The 25,420-nt window shown below is 53.3% G+C and carries 27 protein-coding genes and 1 riboswitch; of the genes, 9 read left to right on the plus strand and 18 right to left on the minus strand.

The window, feature by feature from the left end; all coding sequences use genetic code 11:
• Positions 1 to 51: 51 nt before the first annotated feature.
• The 3 genes from GCU45_RS09105 to GCU45_RS09115 all read right to left on the minus strand — a co-directional run bounded on the left by GCU45_RS09105 (position 52) and on the right by GCU45_RS09115 (position 1,777).
• Positions 52 to 312: a hypothetical protein gene (locus GCU45_RS09105; RefSeq protein WP_152398701.1), complete on the minus strand. Its 261-nt coding sequence runs from the start codon at positions 310 to 312 to the stop codon at positions 52 to 54.
• Entirely contained in the window at positions 312 to 1,505 is a 1,194-nt protein-coding gene (locus GCU45_RS09110) for an NAD(P)/FAD-dependent oxidoreductase (protein WP_076173727.1), read from the minus strand. Before GCU45_RS09110 ends, GCU45_RS09105 begins: the two co-directional genes overlap by 1 nt.
• An 89-nt stretch (positions 1,506 to 1,594) precedes the next feature.
• On the minus strand, positions 1,595 to 1,777 hold the full coding sequence (locus GCU45_RS09115; protein WP_152398702.1) for a hypothetical protein: 183 nt from the start codon (positions 1,775 to 1,777) through the stop codon (positions 1,595 to 1,597).
• A 156-nt stretch (positions 1,778 to 1,933) separates the two neighbouring features.
• On the opposite strand from GCU45_RS09115, the gene GCU45_RS09120 reads away from it, so the two are divergent.
• The gene (locus tag GCU45_RS09120) at positions 1,934 to 2,929 is read left to right on the plus strand and encodes an NAD(P)/FAD-dependent oxidoreductase (RefSeq protein WP_076173725.1); all 996 of its coding nucleotides are present in this window, start codon (positions 1,934 to 1,936) and stop codon (positions 2,927 to 2,929) included.
• Positions 2,930 to 3,136: 207 nt separating this feature from the next.
• On the opposite strand, the gene GCU45_RS09125 is transcribed toward GCU45_RS09120, so the two are convergent.
• Entirely contained in the window at positions 3,137 to 3,280 is a 144-nt protein-coding gene (locus GCU45_RS09125; protein ID WP_089548462.1) for a sporulation histidine kinase inhibitor Sda, read from the minus strand.
• Positions 3,281 to 3,557: 277 nt separating this feature from the next.
• Positions 3,558 to 4,220 carry a YheC/YheD family protein gene (locus tag GCU45_RS09130; RefSeq protein ID WP_145141813.1) on the minus strand — a complete coding sequence of 221 codons (663 nt, stop codon included), beginning with the start codon at positions 4,218 to 4,220 and terminating at the stop codon, positions 3,558 to 3,560.
• Positions 4,221 to 4,414: 194 nt separating this feature from the next.
• On the opposite strand from GCU45_RS09130, the gene GCU45_RS09135 reads away from it, so the two are divergent.
• Positions 4,415 to 4,630: a hypothetical protein gene (locus GCU45_RS09135; protein ID WP_076173723.1), complete on the plus strand. Its 216-nt coding sequence runs from the start codon at positions 4,415 to 4,417 to the stop codon at positions 4,628 to 4,630.
• Positions 4,631 to 4,711: 81 nt separating this feature from the next.
• Here the strand turns inward: GCU45_RS09135 and GCU45_RS09140 are convergent, their stop codons facing one another.
• Positions 4,712 to 5,071, minus strand: a complete 360-nt coding sequence (locus GCU45_RS09140) for a HesB/IscA family protein (protein ID WP_145163261.1) — start codon at positions 5,069 to 5,071, stop codon at positions 4,712 to 4,714.
• Between the two features lie 822 nt (positions 5,072 to 5,893).
• Here GCU45_RS09140 and mqnE point away from each other — a divergent pair.
• On the plus strand, positions 5,894 to 7,000 hold the full coding sequence (gene mqnE / locus GCU45_RS09145; RefSeq protein ID WP_076173721.1) for an aminofutalosine synthase MqnE: 1,107 nt from the start codon (positions 5,894 to 5,896) through the stop codon (positions 6,998 to 7,000).
• A gap of 59 nt (positions 7,001 to 7,059) precedes the next feature.
• A complete protein-coding gene (locus GCU45_RS09150; RefSeq protein WP_105445080.1) occupies positions 7,060 to 8,121 on the plus strand; it encodes an NAD(P)/FAD-dependent oxidoreductase in 1,062 nt (353 codons plus the stop codon).
• On the opposite strand, the gene GCU45_RS09155 is transcribed toward GCU45_RS09150, so the two are convergent.
• Positions 8,118 to 8,372: a YuzB family protein gene (locus GCU45_RS09155; RefSeq protein WP_076173719.1), complete on the minus strand. Its 255-nt coding sequence runs from the start codon at positions 8,370 to 8,372 to the stop codon at positions 8,118 to 8,120. The two genes, GCU45_RS09150 and GCU45_RS09155, sit on opposite strands and share 4 nt — an antisense overlap.
• Positions 8,373 to 8,534: 162 nt before the next feature.
• Between GCU45_RS09155 and GCU45_RS09160 the strand changes: the two genes are divergently transcribed.
• The 4 genes from GCU45_RS09160 (at position 8,535) to GCU45_RS09175 (ending at position 12,280) form a co-directional block, all read left to right on the plus strand.
• A complete protein-coding gene (locus tag GCU45_RS09160; RefSeq protein ID WP_094599257.1) occupies positions 8,535 to 8,780 on the plus strand; it encodes a NifU family protein in 246 nt (81 codons plus the stop codon).
• Between the two features lie 121 nt (positions 8,781 to 8,901).
• Positions 8,902 to 9,597, plus strand: a complete 696-nt coding sequence (locus GCU45_RS09165; protein WP_152398703.1) for a response regulator transcription factor — start codon at positions 8,902 to 8,904, stop codon at positions 9,595 to 9,597.
• Positions 9,581 to 10,708 carry a sensor histidine kinase gene (locus GCU45_RS09170; protein WP_152398704.1) on the plus strand — a complete coding sequence of 376 codons (1,128 nt, stop codon included), beginning with the start codon at positions 9,581 to 9,583 and terminating at the stop codon, positions 10,706 to 10,708. Before GCU45_RS09165 ends, GCU45_RS09170 begins: the two co-directional genes overlap by 17 nt.
• 75 nt (positions 10,709 to 10,783) lie before the next feature.
• On the plus strand, positions 10,784 to 12,280 hold the full coding sequence (locus GCU45_RS09175; protein ID WP_152398705.1) for a DUF1349 domain-containing protein: 1,497 nt from the start codon (positions 10,784 to 10,786) through the stop codon (positions 12,278 to 12,280).
• Here GCU45_RS09175 and GCU45_RS09180 read toward each other — a convergent pair.
• From GCU45_RS09180 to GCU45_RS09215, 8 genes are all read right to left on the minus strand, one after another.
• The gene (locus GCU45_RS09180; protein ID WP_152398706.1) at positions 12,268 to 13,053 is read right to left on the minus strand and encodes an SDR family oxidoreductase; all 786 of its coding nucleotides are present in this window, start codon (positions 13,051 to 13,053) and stop codon (positions 12,268 to 12,270) included. The two genes, GCU45_RS09175 and GCU45_RS09180, sit on opposite strands and share 13 nt — an antisense overlap.
• 286 nt (positions 13,054 to 13,339) lie before the next feature.
• Positions 13,340 to 14,188, minus strand: a complete 849-nt coding sequence (locus tag GCU45_RS09185; protein WP_152398707.1) for a MetQ/NlpA family ABC transporter substrate-binding protein — start codon at positions 14,186 to 14,188, stop codon at positions 13,340 to 13,342.
• Between the two features lie 138 nt (positions 14,189 to 14,326).
• Positions 14,327 to 14,995: a methionine ABC transporter permease gene (locus GCU45_RS09190; RefSeq protein WP_152398708.1), complete on the minus strand. Its 669-nt coding sequence runs from the start codon at positions 14,993 to 14,995 to the stop codon at positions 14,327 to 14,329.
• Positions 14,995 to 16,011, minus strand: a complete 1,017-nt coding sequence (locus tag GCU45_RS09195) for a methionine ABC transporter ATP-binding protein (protein ID WP_152398709.1) — start codon at positions 16,009 to 16,011, stop codon at positions 14,995 to 14,997. Before GCU45_RS09195 ends, GCU45_RS09190 begins: the two co-directional genes overlap by 1 nt.
• A gap of 152 nt (positions 16,012 to 16,163) precedes the next feature.
• Positions 16,164 to 16,299: riboswitch (SAM riboswitch) on the minus strand.
• Positions 16,300 to 16,388: 89 nt separating this feature from the next.
• Positions 16,389 to 17,108 carry a Cthe_2314 family HEPN domain-containing protein gene (locus tag GCU45_RS09200; RefSeq protein ID WP_116234112.1) on the minus strand — a complete coding sequence of 240 codons (720 nt, stop codon included), beginning with the start codon at positions 17,106 to 17,108 and terminating at the stop codon, positions 16,389 to 16,391.
• A 24-nt stretch (positions 17,109 to 17,132) separates the two neighbouring features.
• Positions 17,133 to 18,899: a UbiD family decarboxylase gene (locus tag GCU45_RS09205; RefSeq protein ID WP_152398710.1), complete on the minus strand. Its 1,767-nt coding sequence runs from the start codon at positions 18,897 to 18,899 to the stop codon at positions 17,133 to 17,135.
• A gap of 123 nt (positions 18,900 to 19,022) precedes the next feature.
• Positions 19,023 to 19,994: a COX15/CtaA family protein gene (locus GCU45_RS09210; protein ID WP_152398711.1), complete on the minus strand. Its 972-nt coding sequence runs from the start codon at positions 19,992 to 19,994 to the stop codon at positions 19,023 to 19,025.
• A gap of 309 nt (positions 19,995 to 20,303) precedes the next feature.
• On the minus strand, positions 20,304 to 20,648 hold the full coding sequence (locus tag GCU45_RS09215; RefSeq protein WP_076173701.1) for a thioredoxin family protein: 345 nt from the start codon (positions 20,646 to 20,648) through the stop codon (positions 20,304 to 20,306).
• A gap of 229 nt (positions 20,649 to 20,877) precedes the next feature.
• Between GCU45_RS09215 and GCU45_RS09220 the strand changes: the two genes are divergently transcribed.
• Positions 20,878 to 22,254, plus strand: a complete 1,377-nt coding sequence (locus tag GCU45_RS09220; RefSeq protein ID WP_152398712.1) for a DUF2515 family protein — start codon at positions 20,878 to 20,880, stop codon at positions 22,252 to 22,254.
• A 34-nt stretch (positions 22,255 to 22,288) separates the two neighbouring features.
• Here the strand turns inward: GCU45_RS09220 and GCU45_RS09225 are convergent, their stop codons facing one another.
• The 3 genes from GCU45_RS09225 to GCU45_RS09235 form a co-directional block, all read right to left on the minus strand.
• A complete protein-coding gene (locus tag GCU45_RS09225; protein ID WP_152398713.1) occupies positions 22,289 to 23,923 on the minus strand; it encodes a putative polysaccharide biosynthesis protein in 1,635 nt (544 codons plus the stop codon).
• Between the two features lie 69 nt (positions 23,924 to 23,992).
• Complete coding sequence (locus tag GCU45_RS09230) at positions 23,993 to 24,478, minus strand: DUF456 domain-containing protein (protein WP_076173695.1); 486 nt, start codon at positions 24,476 to 24,478, stop codon at positions 23,993 to 23,995.
• Positions 24,479 to 24,487: 9 nt separating this feature from the next.
• Positions 24,488 to 25,234: a Cof-type HAD-IIB family hydrolase gene (locus GCU45_RS09235; protein WP_152398714.1), complete on the minus strand. Its 747-nt coding sequence runs from the start codon at positions 25,232 to 25,234 to the stop codon at positions 24,488 to 24,490.
• Positions 25,235 to 25,420: the final 186 nt, after the last annotated feature.

Here is a 25,420-nt window from a genome sequence, read left to right on the forward strand (position 1 = left end):
TTAAAAAGGTTTGCCCCGAGTAAATTCAGGGCAAACCTTTTTGCTGTTTCCTTAGTCCTCTTCCTGTTGTTCATCCTGCTGCGATTTCATCGACTCCAAAAATTCGGCGGTCGCCCGGTCGCGGTCCCTGCCCTTTTCCTTCAGCCTTTCAATGGCTGGCAGGATGAGGATGTCCACTTCCTTTTGGACCGTGTACGACAGATCGTACCGGTTCTGGTCCTCGAGGAAGGCTCCTACTTCCATCAAGGCGTTATAACGGTCCAGTTCGTCCCGGGTCAACAACGCGCGGACTTGAACACTGCAGTGCCTCATTACAGGAATTTTCCTTTCTTCAATACCAGCGGAATGCCGCCGATAATAAATAGATAGCGCATATCTACGATCTTCTTCAATTGAGCTGCCCGCCAGCCCTTTATATGCTTGTCGCCTACTACAGCGATACCTTCGCCTTTACCCAGGGAAGCGACGGTGCCCTTGTTGCTGAATTCGAACTTTTTCGGCTGCTGGCCGCGGATTGCCGTGACGATATTATGAGCGCAGCACACTCCCTGCTGCATCGCGATCTGCGCCGTCGGCGGATACGGACGCCCTTCCGGATTCATAATCAGGGCGTTGTCCCCGATGACATAGATGTGGTCGCTGCCAGGCGCCCGCAAGTACTCGTCAACCTTCACCCGGCCTCTTGCCGTTTCAAAGCCGGCCGCTTCAATCATATGGTTGCCGCGGATTCCTCCGGTCCACACCACCGTAGCCGCCTTGATCTCTTCACCGGTCGCAAGCACTACGCCGTCCGGCTTGCATTCTTTGATGGCCACGCCGATTTTGAAGGTTACGCCTTTCTTGCGGAGCACCTCCATGGCATACTCCACGAGCTCCGGAGCAAAACCCGGCAGCGCCGTTGGCGCCGCTTCCACATTGTAAACATTCACAAGATTCGGATCGACATCGTATTCCTTGCACAGTGCTGGAATGCGGTCGGCCAGCTCGGCAACAAACTCAATGCCGCTGAAGCCCGCTCCCCCGACGACAAAATTGATTCTTTCCTGCGGACTGCGTTCATTTTTATACAGCGCGAACTGGTACTCGATATGCTTGCGGATCAGCCGCACCGAGTTGATGCTGCGGATCGTCATCGCATATTCGGCCATCCCCGGAATGCCGAAGGTTTCGGATTCCCCGCCGAGGGCAATGACCAGGAAATCGTAGGAGAGCGTCCCGTCCTCCAGGATGACCTTCTTCTCATGTGGGCGGATTTCCTGAACGGAGGATTTGACCAGATCGATCTTGAATTCGTCAATCAGCTTCGAAATCGGTACCCGTGTATTCTCGACGCTGTCCGTACCGGCAGCGGGCATATGCAAATGGGTCGTAATATAGTGGTAATCGTGACGGTTAACAAGCGTTACGTCCGCTTCATTATAATTCAATTCCTTTTGAAGGCGCTGTGCTGTCAGGATGCCGCCGTAACCCGCACCAAGGATTACTATCTTGGGAATGTTGCTCATCATCTTGCTCCTTCCAAAATGTCGGTCTCTATATATATTTGTGAACCATTACAAATGTTATTGTGAAATATTACACATTAGTTTGAACTTCAATGAATCTTTTTATCACAGGCAGCCTGTGTAAGAAAAAAAACAGCGGGAATACTACCAAAACCTGCCCGCACATAACTAAAATGATAGCCACTTTCCCATAAAAGATCAAGTATTATTTGGCCCTCCAAGTGAGCATCCATGCTGTTTTCATTTTCCTTTTCATTCCAGTTTTCAGGCAAGTTTATTCTCTTATCCAAACGGGGAATTTGCAAAATAGGATGTAAACTTTTCAGCCGAAGCCCGGATGTATTATAATGAGATGGAATTTGAAGAATATACAGCGTGTTTAATTTCGCTAGCGTTCTTATTTATATTTGTTGGAGGTGCTTACACTTATGACATCGCAGCCGGCTGACATAACCGACCTGCTCATTATCGGAGGAGGTCCTGCAGGCATGTTCGCTTCTTTCTATTGCGGGATGCGCCAGGCATCAGTCACACTCATTGAAAGTATGCCCCAGCTTGGCGGGCAGCTTGCAGCCTTATATCCCGAGAAATACATTTATGACGTGGCCGGATTCCCTAAAGTAACGGCACAGGAGCTGGTCGACAATCTGCAAAAGCAGATGGACCTGTTCCAGCCGAATGTACGACTGGAGGAAAAGGTTACTTCCCTCGTTAAGCAGGACGAGCGCCATTTTGTGGTGACGACCGATAAAGGCGAATACCACTCCAAAGCCGTCATTATTACGGCCGGGGTCGGAGCCTTTGAACCCCGCAGACTGGAGCTTGAAGACGCTAGGAAATTTGAGAAAACGAATCTGCACTACTTTGTGAATGACTTAAACCGCTTCAAGGGGAAAAAGGTGCTGATCAGCGGCGGCGGAGACTCCGCGGTAGACTGGGCGCTCATGCTGGAGCCGATCGCCGAGCAGGTCACACTGATTCACCGCCGCGACAAATTCCGTGCGCATGAGCACAGCGTCGAGAATTTGATGGCTTCCAAGGTTCAGGTCGTGACGCCGACGGAAATCACCGCCCTGCACGGGGAAGACACGATTACCAAGGTGACCTTGTCCCATGTGAAAACCAAAGAAACGCAGGAGATCGAAGTCGACGACGTCATCGTGAACTTTGGCTTCGTATCTTCCCTTGGTCCGATCTCCGATTGGGGCATTCAGATCGAGAGCAACTCCATCGTGGTGGATTCCCGCATGGAGACGAACATTCCCGGCGTATTCGCCGCCGGAGACATCACCACGTATCCGGGCAAGCTGAAGCTTATCGCCGTAGGATTCGGCGAGGCGCCGACCGCGGTCAACAACGCGAAGGTATACATTGATCCGGAAGCTAAGCTGTCTCCCGGCCACAGCAGCAATATGAAACTCTAGCCCGAAGTAACGCGCAAATTGGGCCACAAAAAAAGAGGGTATCCTGATCTGATCGTCATGAAATCATGATTCAGATAGGATACCCTCATTTTGTTGCGATGCTGCCAATCTGGAAAATAGATGTTACACCTCCACACCTTCCATAACTTCCACGTCATATGCAGCTTATAGTACAACAGCATTTGTGGATGTGTACCGGGATGTGTCCTAATGAACTAAACTCTCTGATGAAGTCTCTAGATTCCTCTTGTGGATTTCGGCCAGGAGTAAAGCGATGAAATCATGATCCAGCATGAGTTCCACGGCCATATGATAAGAATCGAGCAGCAATTCATCCGACAACATAGCCATTATCTTCACATCCTTTCCTTAATTTTCCTCAAACCTATCATATCAAACATCGCATAAGAGAACAAGCGTTCGCTTTATCCACAACCTGTTGTGGAAATCCTGTGTATAATTTGTTAGCAAGTGTCGGAATACCAATAAAAATGCAGTGGATTTTGGGGATAAACGTTATACACAGGTGCTGTGCATACGACCCTGCTTTAAAAATATTTTTACATTTTCATAGTCTTATATAATGATATTACCCCGTCTATAATCTCCCAAACATTGCCAATTTGGTTTATTGTGGGCGCGTATTTACTTCAAAAATCCAAATTCTCCCGCTGTCGTCCAGGCCGTAGTCAAAGCCAAGCTCGCCGATGCCGGGAAAACGTCGCTCCAGAATTGCCGTACAGCGCCGGGTAAGGGAACGCATCTCTTTAAGCTTTGCTTTGGAAGAAATCTGCGGCAGGGAACGGCTCAGGCCAACGCGGCCTTTCAGCAAATAACCGCCCTTGCACAGATTGGTTACGAATAGTCCGCTGCGCGCGACTCGTCCCACCATTGCGGTAATGACCCAACGATCGTCCACTTTGACGTATTTGACACGGTAATCGATCGGACGCCCATCGACCTTGGCCAATTTAATCCCCTGCTGAATTAAATAGGTCCTTCTCACCTTTAGCTTCCGAAAACCGCTGTACATGCCGGAGAAGCTGTCAAAATAATAGGTTTGAGAGAAGCGGGTTATACTATAACCGCTGCCGGTACGGGATATTTTCATGACACCGTAACCGCCTCCGCCGACGACCGGTTTTACGACGACAAAGTCATACATCCCCAGCATTTGCTGGAGGTTCTCCCGGCTCATAGACCGGGTCTGCGGAATATATGGGGCAACATCCGGATCCGTCAGCAGCGCTTCGGTCTTCAGCCATTTGCTTGCCAGCTGTCTTCCCCCCATGTTGTCGCCTCCTTTCTATGCTCCTATGTTATTAACATACTCGTATCTACAGGTTCCCTCCTGTATGTTTGTGCATAGAAAAGGATAAACGCATAAAAACGGGGGATAGCGGAGCCTTGGCGTGCCTGTCTAAATCGGATATAATGAAATGAAGTGTGTAAATTTGGAATATCCTGCGAAGGAGGATAACAGCTGTGGCTCAATTTTTCGGGGTATTATACTGGGTCGGCATGATCGGCATGTCTCTTGCTCTGGTCGTGACAACCGTTTTAATCTTTGCTTTGGGCTTTAAATTTCTGAAAGACAGACGCAAAGGGCTCGGCACCTGCTGCATCGCCTTTTCAATCGTGGCAGCGGCCATGCTCGTCATGATGGTGAACAAAACGTTTATCGTTCCCGGGCTCTCCTAACGAACAAAAAAAGGCTCACAACCTGCTTCTGGACGAAGAAGGTGTGAGCCTTTTGTCTTATTCATCCGCAGTGTGTGCCCGTTAGCACTCCTCCGGAGCCGGTTTGCCTGCGTCGAGCGCTGTACGGAACGAAGCGCCGCATCCGCAGGTCGCCGTAGCATTCGGATTGTTCATGGTGAATCCGCCGCTCATGCCGGACTCCTCAAAGTCGATTTCCAGCCCGTCAATCAGGCGGAGGCTTTCTTTATCCACGACCACCTTCATGTCGTTAACGTCCATGTATACATCGTCTTCGGTTTCGGCATCGTCGAAGCCCATGGCGTAAGAAAATCCGCTGCATCCGCCGGCCTGTACCCCAAGACGGAGGAACATCCCCGGAATTTCCTGTTCGGCGAGCATTTCTTTCAGCTTATCGGAAGCGGAATCGCTAATGTTGATCATAGGTAACCCTCCTTGGTTAACTGATGTGAATTTATTCATTGCAGGGCTTCAGCAGCGCACCTGAAAGGCGGCCGAGCAAAAGTCCCGCTCTGTGAGTACATTGCACTTACCTTTAGTATACTCCACAACGTTGTTCCCCTCAAGAGAGGTTCCGCCCGGCAATATCCCCTCCTCCGTTCCCATGATGTACCAGAAAGGCGGTCGGAACGCCGTATTCGCGCCTCCAAAAGGTATAATCAGGCTTCATCCGGAGGATTTATACTACATTTGTCCCCTTCGCAGGATCCTTAAAGATGGTATGATTTCCGGATCTTCGCATGCCGATTCTGTATAACTGTATTGCGGACCCCGGATAGGCGGTTTATAATAGGTGGGTAATGAGGGAGCAAGTGTCGGTAATTTGTCATGGAAAAGACAACGGTCTGTCACTCTGGGTTGTAACTTTTTTCACATAAAAAAAGCCTATCGATTCATTCACAGAAGACAGGCCGCGCTTGGCGGATGTTTGTCTTGCGATTATAGAATTTTTCGGCTTCGTTGAAAAATTTATACATTCTATAATCTAAAAAAGGCGGGCCCCCTACTTTTTCTTTACCGGCCAAAAGCCTCTCCGGAGTGCTTACCAAAGCGTCTGGCCTTACGGCTTGGATGATCCGCTGAATACATATCCTCTGCGGTACATGGAAGACGCTGACCGATAAAATTGGCAAATCGACTGGACGGGTTGAACGCCGGACTCCTTCCAGGCGCTGCGGGTTGACTCTTGCGTCCTGCAAAGGGCGTGTCTTCCGCACGACCAAAATGCGAACAGGAGGAATGGAAATGTCCACTATTGTAACATCGAACACCGAAAGACGCATGCAGGAAATCATCGAGAAGGTCCGCCAGGGTGAGCGGCTGAATCTCGAGGATGGAGTATTTCTGTATGAAACCGATGATCTGCTGACGTTGGGGCAGCTGGCGAACGAAGCCAATCTGCGCAAGAACGGCAAAAAAGTATATTTCATCGAAAACATGAGCCTGTACTTTACCAATGTCTGCGAGGCGCACTGCGCGTTCTGCAACTTCCGCAAAGACCTTGGTGATGAAGGCTCCTATACGTATTCCGGTCCTGAAATGGTCGAATACATTGAGCAGCACATTCATCCGGGCGTCCGGGAATTCCATATCGTTGGCGGACATAACCCGCACGTGCCTTTCCAATACTATGTGGATTCCCTACAGGCGCTGACCGACCGCTTCCCGGACGTAACGCTTAAAGCCTATACAGCGGCAGAAATCGACTTCTTCACTCGCATCAGCGGCCTCAGCATCAAGGAAGTGCTGCAGGAGCTGCAAAAAGCGGGACTGAAATCGCTGACCGGCGGCGGTGCGGAAATTTTGTCCGACCAATACCGAAAAAAAATGCGGGTGGAAAAGGCTAACGTCGAGCAATACCTCGAGGTGCACCGGACGGCGCATAACCTGGGCATGAAGACGCATACTACCATGCTGTACGGATCGATCGAGTCCCATGAAGACCGGATCCGCCACATGATGCAGATTCGCGACCTTCAGGACGAAACGAACGGATTTATGGTATTTATTCCTCTTTCCATGCAGCCAAGAAATAAAAATGCCGGCATCATGCGTCGTAACTCCGCCTACGAGGATCTGAAGACCATTGCCATCAGCCGTCTGATGCTGGACAACATCGACCACGTGAAGGCGTACTTCATTAATATCGGGCCGCAGCTGACCCAGGTTGCGCTGAGCTTCGGCGCATCCGACGTCCATGGCACCATCCTTAAGGAACGCATCAGCCACGCCGCAGGCGCGCTCACTCCGGAAGGCCTCACCCGCGATGAGCTGATCTGGCTAGTCAAAGGCGCCGGCCGCATTCCAGTGGAACGCGACACGTTTTATAATGAAATAAAAGTTTATGAATAAGTAAGAGGAATTTTATACCTTACCTCAAAGCCGACGTATGAGAAAGGAAAGACGGACATATGAGAAAATTCGTCATCCTGGGTGGAGGTTATGGAGGCCTTGCATTGATTCAAGGTCTCCTGAACAACCACTTCCCCCAAGATATGGAGCTGATTTTGATTGACCGCATGCCTTTCCAAGGCATTAAAACCGAGTATTACGCGCTTGCGGCAGGGACGGCAAGCGACTATGATCTGCGCATCCAGTTTCCGAACCATCCCCAGCTCACGAAAAAATACGGCGAAGTCACATCCATCGATCTGGAAGGCAAGCGGGTACACCTCGAAGGCGACGACCCGATCGAATACGACTACCTGACGATCGCCCTGGGCTGTACCGACCGTTATCACGGCATACCTGGCGCGGATCAATTCACGAACAGCATCCAGACGTTCTCAAGCACTCGCCAAACCTATCAGCGCTTGAATGATGTCAAGCCGTACGGAAACGTACATATTATCGGCGGCGGCCTCAGCGGCGTTGAAACGGCCGCGGAGCTGCGGGAGAGCCGTCCGGATCTTAACATCACGATTCTGGACCGGGGCAGCCGGGTGCTCTCCTCCTTCCCGCAGACGGTTTCCTTGTACGTGGAGCAGTGGTTCATGGATCATGAAGTGAATACGCGCTCCCACATATCCGTGTGCCGGGTGGAAGACGGTATCGTCTATAACGGGGATGAAGCAATCTACACCGACGCCGCGGTTTGGACGGGCGGCATTCAGCCGGTGAAGGTCGTTCAGGATTTGAACGTGCCGAAGGATCCGGGGGGCCGGGTTGTGGTCAACACGTATTCCCAAATTCCGGATTACCCGGAAGTGTATGTTGTGGGGGACTGCGCCAGCATTCCGTTCGCACCCAGCGCCCAGGCGGCAGGAGCTCAGGCCAAGCAAGTGGCCGACGTGATTCATGCGCTCTGGAAAGGCGAAACGCCGAAGATCCACAAGATCCACCTTCGTGGAACCCTGGGATCGCTTGGCAGCAAGGCAGGCTTTGGCCTGATGGGGAAAACTTCGGTAAAAGGAAGAGTACCCCGCCTGTTGAAAAGCGGGGTACTCTGGAAGTCCAGACGCCATTTCGGCTAATCCAGCTCGAGGCTGTCCCAAGCCTCGAGTTCTTTTATTTTGGCCATAATGGCCTCATACAGCTCATCGGCGCTGTCAGCATCTATAATCTCACCGTTCACCATGGCGAAGGGCATCATGGCGCATTGGCCGCAATTGCTCAGGCATCCGTATTCGATTACGTCGTAATCCGGATTCTCCTCCAGCTTCTCCATGACTTCATCGGTTCCGAAATGCATGTTGTTGGTGCAAAACTCGATGATGGGTCTCAATGATATCACCTGCTTTAGGTATTGATTCTTAGGTAGGCCTTATCTTAGTTTACCGGGTGAAGCAGATAATATCAACGGTCTTGTCCGATGCAGCATATATAGCCATTTTATTTTGTCTCGGTTTGTAATATAATAAGAATTACAGGAAAGGAGTTGAAATCAATGAGCGAAAACGCACAGAGCACCATGTATGATGATGTAGCAGAAGTGCTTGATAAGCTTCGCCCGTTCCTTCAACGCGATGGCGGCGACGTCGAATTGGTTGACGTGGAAGACGGCATCGTGAAGTTGAAACTGATGGGTGCCTGCGGCAGCTGCCCAAGCTCCACCATTACATTGAAAGCCGGGATCGAACGCGCCCTCGTTGAGGAAGTTGAAGGAATCAACGACGTTATTCAAGTATTCTAATCCCATTCAATAGCAAGAAGAGACCTGACTTCATCGAAGACGGGTCTCTTCTTTTTTTTGAATAGGTACAACAGGTAACGAGGGGTAATTCCCGGTAGCTGTCATAACGGAGGTGGCTCATATGAGGATTTTGGTGGTTGAAGACGAAATGTCTTTGCGAAAAGCTCTGTGCAATGGCTTAAAAAAATACGGTTACGGCGTTGATCCGGCCAATGATGGCGAGCTTGCTTTGGAGCTTATCGAAATTTATGCATACGATCTGGTTATACTCGACCTGAATCTGCCTAAAATGAACGGGATGGATGTTCTCAGAAAAGTTCGGAAGACGAATAAGCAGCTTCGGGTCTTGATTTTATCGGCAAGAACGGAAGTCGAAGACAAAATTTCCGGCCTTGATGCCGGGGCGAATGATTATCTGTCAAAACCCTTTCATTTTAATGAGCTTGAAGCCCGAATCCGCGCCTTGCTCCGCAGGCAATTTATTGAACAGGATTCCGTCCATACGCATGGCAATATCACCATGGATACCGCCCTCAAGTGTGTCAGTGTTAACGATCAAAAGATCGAGTTAACCAAAAAGGAATATTCTATCCTGGAATGCCTTTTTTTGAACAAAGGCCGGATCATGAGCGCGGAGGAGCTGATCGAGCACGTTTGGGACTGCGAGGCGAACCTGTTCTCCAACTCTTTCAAAGTACATATCAATTCTTTAAAAAAGAAGCTGGCCAAACATACCGGAGATAAGGGACTCATTCAAAATACCAGAGGGCTTGGATATTTCATCTCAAAGGAGGCTGCTGATGAAACCGCTGAATAAAATACCGCTGCGACTGAGGTTGACCTTTCTGACGGCCCTTGTCCTTACGGGTATCTGCGTGCTGTTGACGATCTCTTCTATCTTTAACGCCCATCACATTTATGCGGTCCCTGCTGAAGGGCAGTTAACCCCTTCCCCATTGAATCCGGCTATAAGCACCCCGCCTGATGCCCATTCGATCGGCCCATTCCATTCAGAAACTCCAAGTAATAATTTCACTTCAACCAGCATGGTTTACATGTTCATTATGATCTTATTAGGTACGGTTAGTTCCTACATGGTTGCCGGGAAAGCGTTACGGCCAGTCGCCGATCTGAGCAAACGCATAGAATCGATTGACGAAAATAAATTGTTTCAACAGCTTGAAGGTTTTGACACGAATGATGAAGTTGCCAGGCTCGCCGCTTCATTCAACCAATTGATTGTTAAATTGGAGAAGTCATTTAATCATCAAAAGCGATTTGCGGCCAATGCCGCCCACGAGCTGCGAACGCCGCTTTCCGGCATGATTGCGAATATCGAGGTTTTGCAGCTGGATGAAAAGCCTACCGTGCAAGAATACAAAGAAGTTTTGGAAGATGCCTTTGCAAACGCCCAGCGAATGATTACCTTAGTTAATGATCTGCTCAAGCTGAACAGCGCGTTTCACGCCGATCGTTGTGTTCGCTTTAATGTAAAAGAAATGTTTCATAGCCTGATCTCGGCTTTGTCGGAAAGCTGTACATTACATAACATCCGGATAGATAACAAACTCCCTGACATCATGGCCTTCGGTGAACAGGCGCTTTTGCAAAGAGCCTTCTTTAATCTGGTTGAGAATGCCGTAAAATACAATAAAAGAAATGGAGAAGTCGTGGTGACCTCAGCCCAGCATGACGATTTTGATGTCATTATCATCAGGGATACGGGCATCGGCATCCCGGAGGATGAATTGGAAAATATTTTCGAACCGCTTTATCGAGTGGATACCTCTCGTTCCAGAGAACTGGGAGGCAGCGGTTTGGGGCTTTCGATCGTCAAGACGATCATAGAAAAGCACAACGGGAACGTCTTTATCCAGAGTGAAATCGGAAGTTTTTCAGAAGTAACCGTCATGCTGCCGAAAAATTAACCGTCATTTAACCTTGCCTATCTTATAGTGAGTATCGAGGTACATCGATATAAGATACTTTAGGAGGCCAGGGAGATGACGATAAAACCGACTATACACAGAGAGGCTGAGGGCTTCACGAAATTGCTGCTGGCAGAGTGGGCCAAATTCCGCTCCGTCCGCGGCTGGATCATTGGGATCGCGGTCACGGTACTGCTTACCATCCTGCCTGGGCTGTTCCTCGCTGCGAGTTCGAACGAAGGACCCCCTACTCTATTAGGGCCGGACGGCAAAGCTGTAACCGATAAGTTCTACTTCGTGCACAGAACGTTACCCGGAGACGGCAGCATTACCGTACGCGTAACTTCACTGACTGGTAAAATTACTTATCCCCCGCCGGACAATGACCTCATTGTACCAGGGGTTGTGCCATGGGCGAAGGCCGGGATCATGATCAAAGACAGTACGAAACAGGGATCCCCATACGCAGCGATAATGGTCACGGGCAGCCATGGGGTTCGCATGCAGTCCAACTTTTTCGAGGACATTCCGGGTCACCCGGGCGGTGTCCCGCGTTGGTTGCGGCTTACTCGCTCCGATCAGACGATCACTGGCTATGAATCTGTGGATGGCCAGCGGTGGACCAAGATTGGCGCGGCGGATCTCGATTCACCTGCTTCCGTGCAGGTCGGACTTTTCGTCACGTCACCCGGGGATGTATCGGTCTCCGAAGCCAAAATTCGCTTTGCCAATGCGACCGCCGTGTTTGATCATCTTGAGCTGGAGGGTGATGTCTCTGACGAGAAATGGAGCCATGACGATATTGGAATAGGAACCGGCGAACCGGCTTACCATTATGGGGGGGTTAAGGAGTCAGGCGATACAATCACGGTAACCGGATCCGGAGATATCGCGCCACTCGGGGTTGAGGGCAGCTGGACCATTGAGCGCCCCCTGATCGGCATGATGACAGGATTGGTCGCAGTGATCGTTGTGTCCGTACTGTTCGTCTCCGCGGACTACCGGCGGAAATTCGTACGAAATCCGCAAATCGCGTTCCATCGGCCGGATCGGCTGCTGGCAGCGAAAGCAATGACCATTGGTATGGCCGCTTTTGTGGCCGGAATGGTTGCCGCCATGATCACGATCCCACTCAGCAAGCAAATCCTGCTTTCCAAGGGTAACCATATCCTTCCGGTTCCTTTGCTCACGGAGCTACGGGTCATGTTAGGTACGGCGGCCATTCTTGCCTTAGGCGCAGTTCTAGCTGCCGCTTTTGCTGCCATATTCCGGCGAAAATTTGTGGCGATCACTGCAAGCCTTACAGTACTCGTCCTTCCCTACATTTTAGCAAACGTAATCCCCCTTAACGCGGCCCAGTGGCTTCTACGGCTCACTCCGGCTGCCGGATTCGCGATCCAGCAGAGTATTCCGGAATATCCGCAGGTCATCAGTTTGTACACGCCACAGTTAGGATATTATCCGCTCTTGCCTTGGGCAGGTTTTGCCGTGCTCTGCTTCTATAGCGCATTAGCTCTCGGACTAGCCTTCTACATGCTGCAACGCGAACAAATGAGGTCTCACATCCCGTGATCGGCCGGACCAATCCAGGGACGGATCGGATCCAGCCCGCCGGAGATGTCCATAATGTTGCCGGTGATAAAATCGGAAGCGTCGCGGCACAAGTACTCGATCACGCGCGCGATATCCTCGCCGCTGCCGGGTCTGCCCCGCGGCGTCTCGCCGTCCTGCAACCCGGCGACCTCGGCAATGGTCTTCTCTTTGTTATCCCCGCGGATGTCCCCGGGACACACCATATTCACCGTAATGCCGTACGGGGCCTCCTCGACCGCCAGCGTCTTGGTAAAAGAAACCAGTCCGGTCTTGGCGGCAGCGTACACCGCCCGGTGCGGCCACGCTCTCGATTCCGCCGCATGGCCGAAGCCGAAGTGGATGATTCTTCCCCAGCGCTTAGTCCGCATCCCAGGCAGCACCAAATGGTCCAGCAGCATCGTGCCGACCAGATTGCCCTGGATGAGCGACAAAATTTCCGCCTGGGTATAATCGGAGAACCGTTTACGCTCGCGGATAAAAGGGCCCGCGTTGTTCACGACGATGTCCGGACTGCCGAGCTCGGACTCGACGCGAGCCACCAAATGCTCCAGCTGGCCCGTGTCGGAGACATCGGCTTGCACGGCGATGCTGCGCACGCCCTGTCCCTCGATGACCGCCCGCAGTTCCTCCGCTTCGCGGCGGCTGTGGACATAGTTAAGCGCGACATCGCATCCGGAACGTGCCAGCGTGAGCGCCGTCATTTTGCCAAGTCCCTTGGCACTGCCTGTGATCAGGGCAACCTTTCCCCTCAAAATGCCACCCTCCGTTCTTCTATCCGAAATTTCCATCCTTTTATCCATTCGATGACACATCATTCCTATTAAAAATATATTGGTGTATGTATGTACAAACCTCACGCAAGATCATTGATCCTGTATAGTATAAAAGATTTCACGGCACCGCCGCAACTTGGAAACCCAGTACAGCCGGGCCGCGAGGACAAGCGAGCCAAATAAAAAATGTCTGCCCGACGCAGAAGCAAATAAAAAAGCCGCAGGGGATAAACCCCTTGCGGCTGTGCTGCGCATTTCGCAGGCTTTAGAATGCCGGAATAACGGCACCTTTATACGTATCTTCGATGAACTTCTTCACGTCGTCGGAAGTCAAGGCAGCAGCCAGCTTCTTGATGGCGTCGGAGTCTTTGTTGTCCGGACGGGCCACCAGAATGTTGACATAAGGGCTGTCTTTGCCTTCGATGAAGAGCGCGTCTTTCGTTGGATCAAGGCTGGCTTCCAGCGCGTAGTTGGTGTTGATGACGGCCAGGTCGAATTCGCTCAGCTGACGTGGCAGCATTGCAGCATCGACTTCCTTGATTTTCAGGTTTTTCGGATTGGCGGTAATGTCCTTCACCGTAGATTCCACTTTATTCGGATCCTTCAAGGTAATCAAGCCTTGTTTGGCCAGCAGGCTGAGCGCGCGTCCGCCGTTTGTCGCATCGTTCGGAATGCCGACAGTTGCGCCGTCCGGAATTTCGTCAGCACTTTTCACTTTTTTGGAATAAGCACCAAGCGGCTCCAGGTGAACGCCTACGACCGGAACAAGGTCCATCTTGCGCTGTTTGTTTTCATTATCGAGGTAAGGCTGATGCTGGAAAAAGTTAGCGTCGAGCTGTTTCTGGAACGTCTGCACGTTCGGCTGCACATAATCGGAAAACTCTTTGATGACGAGCTTCACACCCTCTTTTTCAAGCGCAGGCTGGATATGCTTCAAAATTTCGGCATGAGGCTTCGCCGTCGCGCCAACCGTCAGTGTAACTGTTTCGGCTGCAGCCGGTTTGTCCGCGGATTCGCCCGCAGCATCGCTGCTGCTGTTATTCGGCTTGCTGCCGCACGCGGCGAGCACGACAACCAGAGCCAGGGTCAGAAAAGAAACGAGCCATTTTTTCATTGGATAAATCCCCCTTAAATTCATAAGAATAATATGATTTATATTAGAAAGGCAGTGCTTTGATGTTACCTGCCTTGCCTTTCCAGGTCAAATCCGGTGACCCGGATGCATGACTGTGAGCCAAACACGTTGTACGTCTTACTTTCTGGTAAAGTGACGCACCAGCCGGTCGCCCGCCATTTGCAGCAGCTGCACTAGCACGATCATGAAGATGACGGAAATAATCATGACAGTCGATTCATAGCGGTAATAACCGTAGCGGATGGCCAAATCACCGAGACCGCCTCCGCCAACCATCCCCGACATCGCCGTATAGGAAACGAGTGTCACGACCGTAATCGTAATTCCGGCCAGCAGGCCTGGTCTTGCTTCGGGCAGCAGCACCCGCGTGATGACCTGCCAGGTCGAAGCGCCCATCGAATGCGCCGCCTCGATTACGCCACGGTCCACTTCACGCAGCGATGTTTCCACCAGTCTGGCGAAGAACGGCGCAGCGGCGATCACCAGCGGCGGAATCGTCCCCAGCACCCCGAAGGTGACGCCGACGATCGCTTTCGTGACCGGGATTAGGGCGACGATCAGGATGATAAACGGGACCGAACGGAGGATGTTCACGATAAAGGAAATGACCGCATAGGCGGCACGCACCCAGCCCGTCGTCGAGCGCGATGCCATAAACAGCACGATGCCGATCGGAAGACCGAGAATAAAGGTGAACACCGCGGAAGCTCCGAGCATTTTCAGCGTATCCAGTGTGGCTACGCCGATCTCGTTCCAGTCAACCGAGGAAAAATCCAAACCCCACATCAGTTCATCACCTCCACGTCAAGCCCTTGCTCGCTCAGCTTCGCGAGCGTCGCATCGATCTGCTCCCGTCCGCCCTCGAAGCGGACGATCAGCTGCCCGTAAGGGGTATCTTTAATGGTGGAAATGGTGCCCTGCAGGATGGCGAAATCCGCCCCCGTCTCGCGCACGGTCCGGGACAGGATGGACTCGTACGTTTTGCTGCCGAGAAACGTAATTTTCACAGCCTGCGGCGAACCCGTTCCGGAAGCCTGGACAGCCAGCTCAAGGGGTTCGCCTTGGCTCTGCTCTCCGCGGACAAAATCTTTGGTCACGGGGTGCTGCGGCTTCAGGAATACGTCCGTGACCGCTCCCTCTTCAACGATGCCGCCTTGATGGATCACGGCTACCCGGTCACAGATGCTCTGGATGACGTGCATCTCATGGGTGATCAGGACGATCGTCAGATTGAACCTCTGGTTAATGTCCAACAGAAGCTTCAGGATCGAATCCGTCGTCTGCGGGTCGAGCGCCGAAGTCGCTTCGTCGCACAGCAGCACCTGCGGATCGCTGGCCAGCGCGCGGGCGATGCCCACCCTTTGCTTCTGGCCTCCTGACAACTGGGCCGGATATTTATTGCGGTGGGCTTCCAGTCCGACCAGCGCGAGCAGCTCGTTAACCTTGGCCTCCACCTCCGCCTTGCCCTTACGGGCCAACCGGAGTGGAAAAGCAATGTTATCATACACCGTCGCCGAGCTCAGCAAATTGAAATGCTGAAAAATCATCCCGATCTTCCGCCGTTCGTTCTGCAGCCGCTGCTTGCTCAGGCCCGTCAGGTTAACGCCGCCTACCCATACCTCTCCGGAGGTCGGGCGTTCCAGCAGGTTCATGCATCGGATCAAGGTGCTCTTCCCTGCGCCCGAGTGGCCGATCACGCCGAAAATTTCTCCTTTATGAATGCTGAGGTTCAGCCCGGACAAAGCCTCCGTCGCCTTTGCCCCTTGGCCGTACCTTTTCGTCAGCTGCTTCAGTTCGATCAACCGAAGGGCCCCCTCTCTTCCCCCTATCCTACCCGAATAGGGTTCGCATAATCTATCTAAATGACCGATCTATTCTATCGAATCCAGGCAAAATAAAAAGCCCCTCTGACAGAATCAGAAAAGGGGCTCCCTTATTTGTAAAAGTCGCTGCCTTCTCATCTGCCAACCTGCAGCTCAAGCTGCAGCTTGTAGGAATTAGCACCATGACATTCGAGTAACGGCGGATGCCGTGCTCAAATCGGTTGCCGGGCTTCATCGGGCCTGTCCCTCCGCCTCTCTCGATAAGAAAAGATTATGAAATTAATGATGACGTGTTTTCATTTTTACAGTATAGATATATTTGCCCACTTTGTCAAAAGGAAATTTGTTGTATCCCTTTATGGATGCATGCCTTCCTTTTTCCACAGCTTGTTGGCGTAATGAAAGGATGCCGAGAGCGACTTGCATACCATGTCCAGCCCCTGCTTCAGCTCGCTCAAATGCTGGTCCAGATCCTCCAGCTCGACCTTATCCTTAAGACCTTGGTGCCGCTGCCACAAGTCATCCTGCATCTCGGAGTTCATGTAATGAACCTCCGCATTGCGCCGTTTGCGCAGCACGTTCAGGGCGCTCTTGTATTCGTCCTTAATCTTCGACAGCTGCCCGGCAAGGCCTTCATGGGTTTTCATGTAGTGAAACTGCCGGAGCACCGTAAAATAGGAAAAATGCGGTTTGGTCTTCTGCGTGTTCAGATCAAACAGATCATTGAGCACCGTACCTAGCTTGTCCAGAACGGAAAACACGCGGATAAACCCGTTTTTATAGAAGTATACGTACCTGGCGTACTCGGCCTGCTCCTCAATCGTCATATCATCCACATAACCGGCCTTGACCGATTGACGGAAAAAGGAAGCGGCATACCAGCTCTGCTCCAATTCGTCCAGGGAAGACACCAAACCGCGTGTCCATATCTCCAGTTTGCGGTAATCATGGCTGGGATCCTCATTCTTTTCGATCTCGTTCTGGAGCAAATGGATCGTCTCCACCATCGTTTCGATGGCATCTTCGAGCAGCCCGTTATTTTGGCGGGGCATCTCTCCAAGCAGCGTTCGCAGCATCGGCATTCTCTCCCTGATCAGTATTTACGCAAAATAACTGTTCCAGCGTTCATCCACCTTTTTGATGATATCCTCCCGCGGAATCAGTTCGTCCGGATAACCGGTTTTCATGCGTGCATCCACTACAATCGGCAGCCGGTACGACAGATGGTGATTCCGCACTTCGGCACCCGCATAGATGTCCGTGGCCGGGTTGAAGCGCGTAAACACCGTCCACAGGAAGGACGTCTGGTCGGCTGCCGTCTGGCGGGCATCGTCCACCAGAAGGACGAGCGGCCATTCGGTTCCTTTCTCCTGCAGCCGCTGCAGCAGGCGCTCCGGCAGCTCCGGCTCGTCCTCGTACCCTGCGCCTGAGACAAGGAGGCAGCCTCCGCAGTAAGGAACAATCTGTTCGATCTCCGCGATCGGCCCCTCCTCATAAGCACGCGGCAGCTCGCGAACCGGCTCCCCGATCCCCATCAGCACGGCTTTGCTGCCGTGGTTCAGTTTGCGTCCGGTGTAATCGAGCGTATCGTGGGATGTCTTATTAAATATAACCAGATCGACGGCCGGGTTAAACCGCGCAAGCACCGTTTCCAGCAGCTCGCTGGCGTTCTCGAGATCGACCGGCTGGTCGGTCAGGATCAGGAATTTGGTCAGGGACAGCTGACCTTCACCCAGCATCCGGAAGGCGGATACGAGCGCTTCGCGGGAGTAACTGACGCGGACAATAGCCGAAGCAAGGGCATGGAATCCCGTCTCGGCATACGTCCACAGCGATTTGATCGAAGGCATGACGAGCGGGAAGGCCGGCGACAGCAGACGCTGCAGAAATTCGCCCATGAAATAGTCCTCCTGCCGCGGCTTGCCTACGATCGTCGCCGGATAAATGGCGTCCTTGCGGTGCCACATATGGTTGACGTGAAAGACCGGAAAGTCATGCATCAGGGAGTAATACCCGTAATGGTCCCCGAACGGGCCTTCCGGACGCCGTTCGAACGGCGGGACGAGGCCGCTGATCGCAAACTCGGCTTCCGCTGGAATCCGGTGCCCGCCGAGCGGATTTTCCACCATCGGCAGCTTTTCGCCGAGAATCATGGACGTGAGCAGCAGCTCGGGCAGCATTTCCGGGCCCGGCGCAATCGCCGACGCGATCAGGGCCGGCGGTCCGCCGAGGAACGTCGTCATGCGCAGCGCTTCGCCGCGCTGCTCGGCTTCGTGGTAATGGAAGCCGCCGCCCTTATGGATCTGCCAGTGAATACCGGTCGTCTGGTTGTCATAAATCTGCATGCGGTACATGCCCAGATTGTGGTCCTTGGGCCGCGATGGACTCTCCGTATAAACGAGGGGCAGCGTAATGAACGGGCCGCCGTCTTCCTGCCAGCTTGTAACCCGCGGCAGGTCTTTCAGCGGCTGGTCGCTGCGGGAGACGCCGAGCACAGGGGCATCGCCCATCGGTACGGTTTTCATGCCTACCTTTAGAATGTCCTTGATCAGGCCGCGTTCATTCCACAGCGCCGACAGCGTCGGCGGAAGCATCGTATCGAGCGCACCCACCAGGGACTTCATCAGCTCCTCCGGACGCGATCCGAACGCCATGTCTACGCGCCGGCTGGTACCGAACAGATTCGTAGCCACGGGAAACGGAGTCCCCTGTACATTCGTAAACAGCAGCGCCGGCCCCTGTTCGTCGATGACCCGACGGTGGATCTCCGCCAGCTCCAGGTACGGATCCACGGGAGCCTCGATCACTTTCAGGTCATTTTCCTTGCGCAAGGCTTCGAGCCATTGGCGTAAATTTTGATAGCTCACACGATCATTCCTCTCCAAAATAAGCCAAAAAATAATAAATAAACTTACAAACAAAGCCCTCGAATCACTTCGCGGACTTTGGATGTGCAGCGGTATTCAGTTCATCGTTTGCCGCCCTGCGGCTCAAAGCCGATTCCCCGCGGCCGAAGCGGACTTCGGCTGCTGAAGCGCCGCCCTTCCGGTCTGCCAGACACGGACGCTCAAATAACAGAGCACGCCGAACAGAGACGAAATCAGCAGATTGTGCAGCAGCGCGGAAAAGATGTAAACCTCCGGCTTGTTCAGCGTCGACACGATCGCCGCCCCGCTGAACACCTGCATCAGGCACAGCGTTACCGCGGCGATGCCGAGGCCCTGCAGCTCCCGGTTCCCCCGGTTCAGCCGGTAGCCGCAGACGGCAAGTACGGCGATCGCGATCAGCAGCAGCAGTGCCGCGATCCGGTGGACAAACGCGATAGTCACCCCTCCGGACAGCTCGGGAATGAACTTCCCGTTGCACAGCGGCCATCCCAGGCAGCCTCCCGCCGAGTTGGTGTGGCTGACATATGCTCCGATATAAACGACGATATAGGAGTAGATGGTCACGGCCCATGTATAGCCGCGAAAGGTCGCGCTGACGCGCGACGTACCGCCGGACGGGTACGAAGCCTCGCCCAGTTTGTCCATCCTGCGGGCGCCTAAGGCCAGCATCAGCGAGCTGGCAAACGCGATTAGGGAGAAACCGAAGTGGAAGGCAAGCACGGCCGAGGACTGGTCATACACGACAGCCATTGCCCCCATGACAGCCTGAACCAATACGAAAATAAGGGTCAACACCGAATACGTGCGCAGGTCGCGCCGATTCTTGGCGAACAGATGGAAGGCGACCACCACCGCGACCGCTGTAAGTCCTGCCAGCCCGCTGACCAGCCGGTGCGAATATTCAATTAATGAGGCGATGGTATGCGCCGGAACGAACTCACCGTGACACAGCGGCCATTCATGCCCGCATCCGAGTCCGGAATCGGTCTTGGTGACCACGGTTCCGCCGAACGTCGCAAAAAACATCACGACAAACGTTAAATAACTGAGCCATTTCAATTGTCTGGTATTCAAAATTCTCTCACCTGCTGCTCATAATAAAAACTTTACCACTGAAGACAGGTACCTCAATATTTTACCAATCTCATCTATTATACCTGATTCCTTGACATACATCACGGCCACTTTGTGACAAAATGTCGGAGAAATGTCGGAGAAATGAAACAGCCCCACCAAGTGGGGCCTTTGCTTCGCTGCCGGTTCGGCCAAATGGTGGTGAAACCCGAATACCTTGGTTCCGTACAGCCATGCCATGAAGCTGCTCTCTAAAGAGAAAAGCACCGCCTCAAATGCCTCTGTGCGGCAAGAGCGGTGCGAATGAGCTTATTTATGAATCGTTCTGTATACGTCAAGCGCCGTATTCAGGAATCCCTCGATTTCTTCGCGCGATTTGCGAAGCTTGTTTACCAGCCGCACCAGCTCCCGGCCGTCCGAAAAGGCCACAAAGCTCGGTATGCCCAAAATGTTCAGCTCCTGGCTGAGGTCGCCGACTTGATCCACGTCCACTTCGACAAGCGTCAGATCGTTCGAAAATTTCGTTTCCACGTCCGGCATAAACGGGTCCATAAATTTGCAGTCCGAGCACCAATCCGCTTTAAATACGGCTACGGTCAGTCTCGGAGACTGGATTGCGACTTGAAATTCGGCTTGAGAAGTAATTTTTTGCATGGATATCCGCCCTTTCTATCCCATATCTTGTCCAATTCTTGTCCATTTCTTCTCTTAGAAAGATTGAACTAAAGTTTTGCAAAAGTACCGCCTGATTACAGGGCCGTTCCGTGTATGCCATGATTATCTTTAGTTCATTCTTTATAGTGAATCAAAATACCGAGTGGAAGTCAAATTTTTTAGCCATACTGAAAGTAATGTGAGGTTTACAAGAAAGGAGGATGCGGTCATGCCGGTAACATCTGCGCAGCGCACCCTTGTACCCGCCTGGATCCGGATCATGTCAGCCCTGCCGAAGACGGCCGCCGAAGTCGCCCGCGGCAAAGCCGCCGGCTGGAAAGCCTCCCGGCAGCTGACCCGCCGCCGCCGGCCGCTCGACTGGAAGGAGACCTCCGCCCAGAGTATCCGCGACCAGCTGGACCGGATGGCCGGCGACATCGGCCGGATGCGGGAAATGCGCCACCATCTGGCCTATCCCCGGGATACGAATGCCCGCTCCCAGGAAGAGCAGGACATTCTTCATACGATCCGGACCCGCACCCGGGAGGCGAACAGCAGCAACATTACGCGGACAAAGGCCTATTACGATTGCTACCGGGAGTATCCCGAGCTCCATTGGTCCTTTTTGGCCCACATGGTGTCGCGGAACGCCGGCTGGAATATGAGCGACCTGAAGGGCGGACTCATGTCCGATCTGATGGAACCTTCCGCCCGGGAAGACCTGTACCGGATGCTGGAGCGGTGCAACGCGCTCATTTTTCAGGACGCCTACCCCCAGCTTCTGCTGTACAGTCACAGCCGGCGCCTTGGACGGAGCTTGTTTCACCTGCTCCCGAGCTTTAGCGTATCGGCGTTCATGAGCCCCTTCTGGGACCGCTTCTGGATTGAACGGGACAGCGCCCTGCTTGCCGTCGGGCTGATCATCAATGAACAAAACTATATTGAGGGCCGCGTCGTGCAGAACGGTTATTATCAAAGCCGGGTCCTCCGTAAAAAGGCATTTTCCCTGCACAGCAAATTTCAGATGAATCAAGTCGTCTTCCCGATGCTGCCGCATATCCCGGAGCTCGAAGCCGACGTGTTCCATACCCCCGAAGAAAAGTCCCGGATCCGCGAGTCGGCCGGCTACGCCGCCGATTCCATGGTCGGACTCATTCTGGAGCAGTTCTCCAGCTTGAACGAGAGGATTGCCTTCGGCAAAGCGCTTTACGCCACTCTGTTCGGTTACGAGGATGTATTGTCCGGCGTGCACTCGTTCGCCTCAGTCGTCGAGCATCGCGGTTCACGGAGCGAATATTGGCCGCAGCTGTTTACCCATGACAAGAAAAACGCGCTGAACTCCCCGCTGGAAAGTGTCGAGCTGATGAAGCAGGAATGGCTTCCCGGCGGCCGGCGCCTTTACAGCCCGCTCCTGCACGACGTGTGGCATGACCTGTACAGCGAACCGATCCCGCCTTATGACTGGTTCAAAAACGAGGATGCGATTCATTACGTAAGCCGGCCGAGACGGCCCTTTATGATCGAAATGACGCATGCCCACCGGTACGCGCTGCAAAAAACAGCCCTCACGCACGATGTCGGGAGGGCTGTGACTTCAACGTATTAGCTTGTCTATAAACTGGGATGCGGCACGGACCGTATTAACCCCGTTCCTGCGATTTCAACCGGGACGGCTGCAGGCGCATCAGCGGACGCAGCGCCTTCTGCAGGATACGCGGATAGCTGGACAGCTCCTGCTGGCGCAGCACGCCGAGCATGACCAGCAGTGCCAGATACAGCACCACGACCACGACGCCAACCACCAGGCAGGTGATCAGGAACGCCAGCCTGTCCGGCAAAATGTGAACGAGCTGGTCGCCCGCGGCGTTAAGCCCGTATCCAACGGCACCGGTGACGATCACGGTAATGAGAAAGCCACGCCAGCGTTTCCCCAGAATGGAAAACGGCACGATTTTTTTCATGACGCGCAGGTTCAGCCACGTAATGACGAGGAAGCAGAGTCCCGTCGCGGCGATGATGCCGTAAATACCAAGCCATGGAGCGAGAATAAGGCTTCCAAGAAGCTTGATGATAATGCCCATCATCACGCTGATGACTGTCAGGTACGCTTTGCCGACACCCAGCAGGATCGAGTTGGTCGTCATCATCGTAATCTGGAAGATCGTGCCGAACGTCAGCAGCATGATTAGTCCGCTGCCGTCCAAGCTGCTGAACAGCAGGCCGTTGATGGAATATGACGCCACGCAGAGGGCGATAACGATCGGCATGCCGGTCAGGATCGAAATGCGCAGCGCAAGCGTGATCTGCTGCTTCAGATGCGCTTCGTCCTTCCGGGCGAAGGCGGCCGAAATGACCGGAATCAGCGAGGTGCTGAGCGCGATGGCCAGAATCGGCGGGATGCCGGCCACGCTCTGAGCGCGCTGTCCGAGAATCCCGAGCAGCTGCGTCGCTTTCGCTTCACCGATCCGGCCGATCAGAAGCGGATTGACGATCGACGAGTCGATAAAGTTGACCACCGGTACAGTCATCGATGACAGCACGATCGGAATGGAGATCGTAAAAATATCCTTGTAAATCTGTCCCATCGGAAGATGCGAATCCGGACCGGCTTTCAGCATCAGCGCCCGGTCCTGCTTGCGAATCTTGACGGTGTAATACAGCATGACGGCAAACGCGCCGATGCTGCCGAGCACGCCCCCGAAAGAAGCGCCGGCCGCCACCCAGCTGTCCTCATATCCGCTTTTCAGCAGAATATAAGCCAGCAGGATCGCAGTGCCGACCCGGGCGAACTGCTCAACGATTTGCGAAATGCCGCCCGCGGTCATGTTGCCACGGCCCTGGAAGTATCCGCGCATCATCGCGATCGCCGGAAACAGCAGCAGCGCCGGTGCCAGCGCGCGGATGGCGAGCGACGCTTCCGGCACTTTGGAAACGTAGGTCGCATAATACGGAGCGAGCACATACAGCAGAATGGTGATGATGACGCCCGCCGCCGCGGCGAAAATAAGCGCTGCGTGGTACACGCGCTGCGCTTCCGCCGGTTTCTTCAGCGCATAACGCTCGGATACCATTTTGCTCAGCGTACTCGGAATGCCTGCCGTTGCCACGGTCAGCAGCAGCAAATAGACATTGTTCGAAATCGTAAACGAGGCCTTGCCTATGTCATTAAACAGGTGATCCAGCGGAACCCGCTGCACCAGTCCGAGCACGCGCGCCACCAGCGCAGCGGCAGCCAGAATGAGCGTGCCTCTAATAAATGATTCTTTCTTCGCCAAACCCTATTCCCCTTCTTTCCCCAGCAAGCACAACCCCGGACGGGTGACCGCCCATGCGTTATCTTATCATTAGAAAAACACGATCCACACGAAAAATACGATGATCATGACGATTTGCAGGATCACTTTCATCACCATGCTGCTGAACAGGCCCACAAGCGTCCCGAAGCCTACTTTCACCGCCTTTGACGGCGACGATCCGTTGATAAGCTCTCCCACAAACGCGCCTACAAATGGTCCGATCACAAGTCCGAAGGCCGGAATGACGAACGGCCCGATGATGGCCCCGATGGTGCTTAGTATGACCGACAGCCTGGAGCCGCCGAATTTCTTCGTTCCCCAGGCGCCGACGGCATAATCGGCTACGAACAGCACCACGATGATGAGGCCCTGGATGATCCAGAACCAGGTGTTGAAATGGGAAAACGTAAAAAACCAGCCATACACAAAAAAGGCAAAAAAGATAGCCAGCGCCCCCGGCAGTATCGGGTACACGGCGCCGGCCAAGCCGATTGCGAACAGCGCAATGACCAAAATCCAGCCAAGCACAGCCATCGCCTATGCTCACTCCTCGTCAAAAATGAATTTTTGGATAACCTCAGCGATTCCGTCATCGTTGTTGCTTGACGTAATATAATCGGCTGTATCTTTCACGACCTGCTGCGCGTTGCCCATAGCTACGCCGAGCCCGGCCTGCTGGATCGCCGCCAGATCGTTCATGCTGTCTCCGACCGCAATGACTTCAGACATCGTCAGGCCCAGCAGCTTGCACACTTCCGCAATGCCCGCAGCCTTGTTCACGCCTTCCGGGTTGATCTCCAGATTAAACGGCGAGGAGTTGGTAATTTCAAGGCCGCCCATATCCTGCAGCTTCATGAGTATACGGTGTCTCGCTTCGTCATCCTCTGTATGGTAGCCGAATTTGAGCCATTCCTTGCCTTCGACGTCATTCGTCCAATGATCCTTATTGTACAGCTGCTCAACGGAATAGGCCCAGTACCAGCAGTCCTCTTCCACCGCGATGTCGTGCATCGCCTTCACCAGCTCCACATCCATCAGTGAGCGCAGGTGAAGCTCATGCGGGGCACGCCATACTTCGCTGCCGTTTACCGTAATCATGGGCGTGGTCAGCCCGAGCTCTTCCCCATAAGGCAGGGCGCTCATAAATGCCCGTCCTGTCGACAGGCACACATGCACGCCGTGCTTCGATGCCTTGCGGATCCACTGCGCCGTTTCCTTCGAAATGTTCTGCTCATCGGTCAGCAGCGTTCCGTCCATATCCAGTGCGAGTAACTTGTATTTCGTACTCATGCCGTTTCCCCCTGTCCTTGTTCCAGCGCTTTTCTTTCCGTTTTGACACAGACATACGGACATTTTACCACAAGGACCGGGACCTCACAAAAAGGATTTGCGGCGGCACTTACATTGCTGGACAGGCCTACCATTAAAAAAGCAGGCAGCCGGGGAAAGTCCCGTGTCACTGCCTGCCTAGATCAG

This window comes from Paenibacillus cellulositrophicus (assembly GCF_009363095.1).
Classification (GTDB): domain Bacteria; phylum Bacillota; class Bacilli; order Paenibacillales; family Paenibacillaceae; genus Paenibacillus_AQ; species Paenibacillus_AQ favisporus.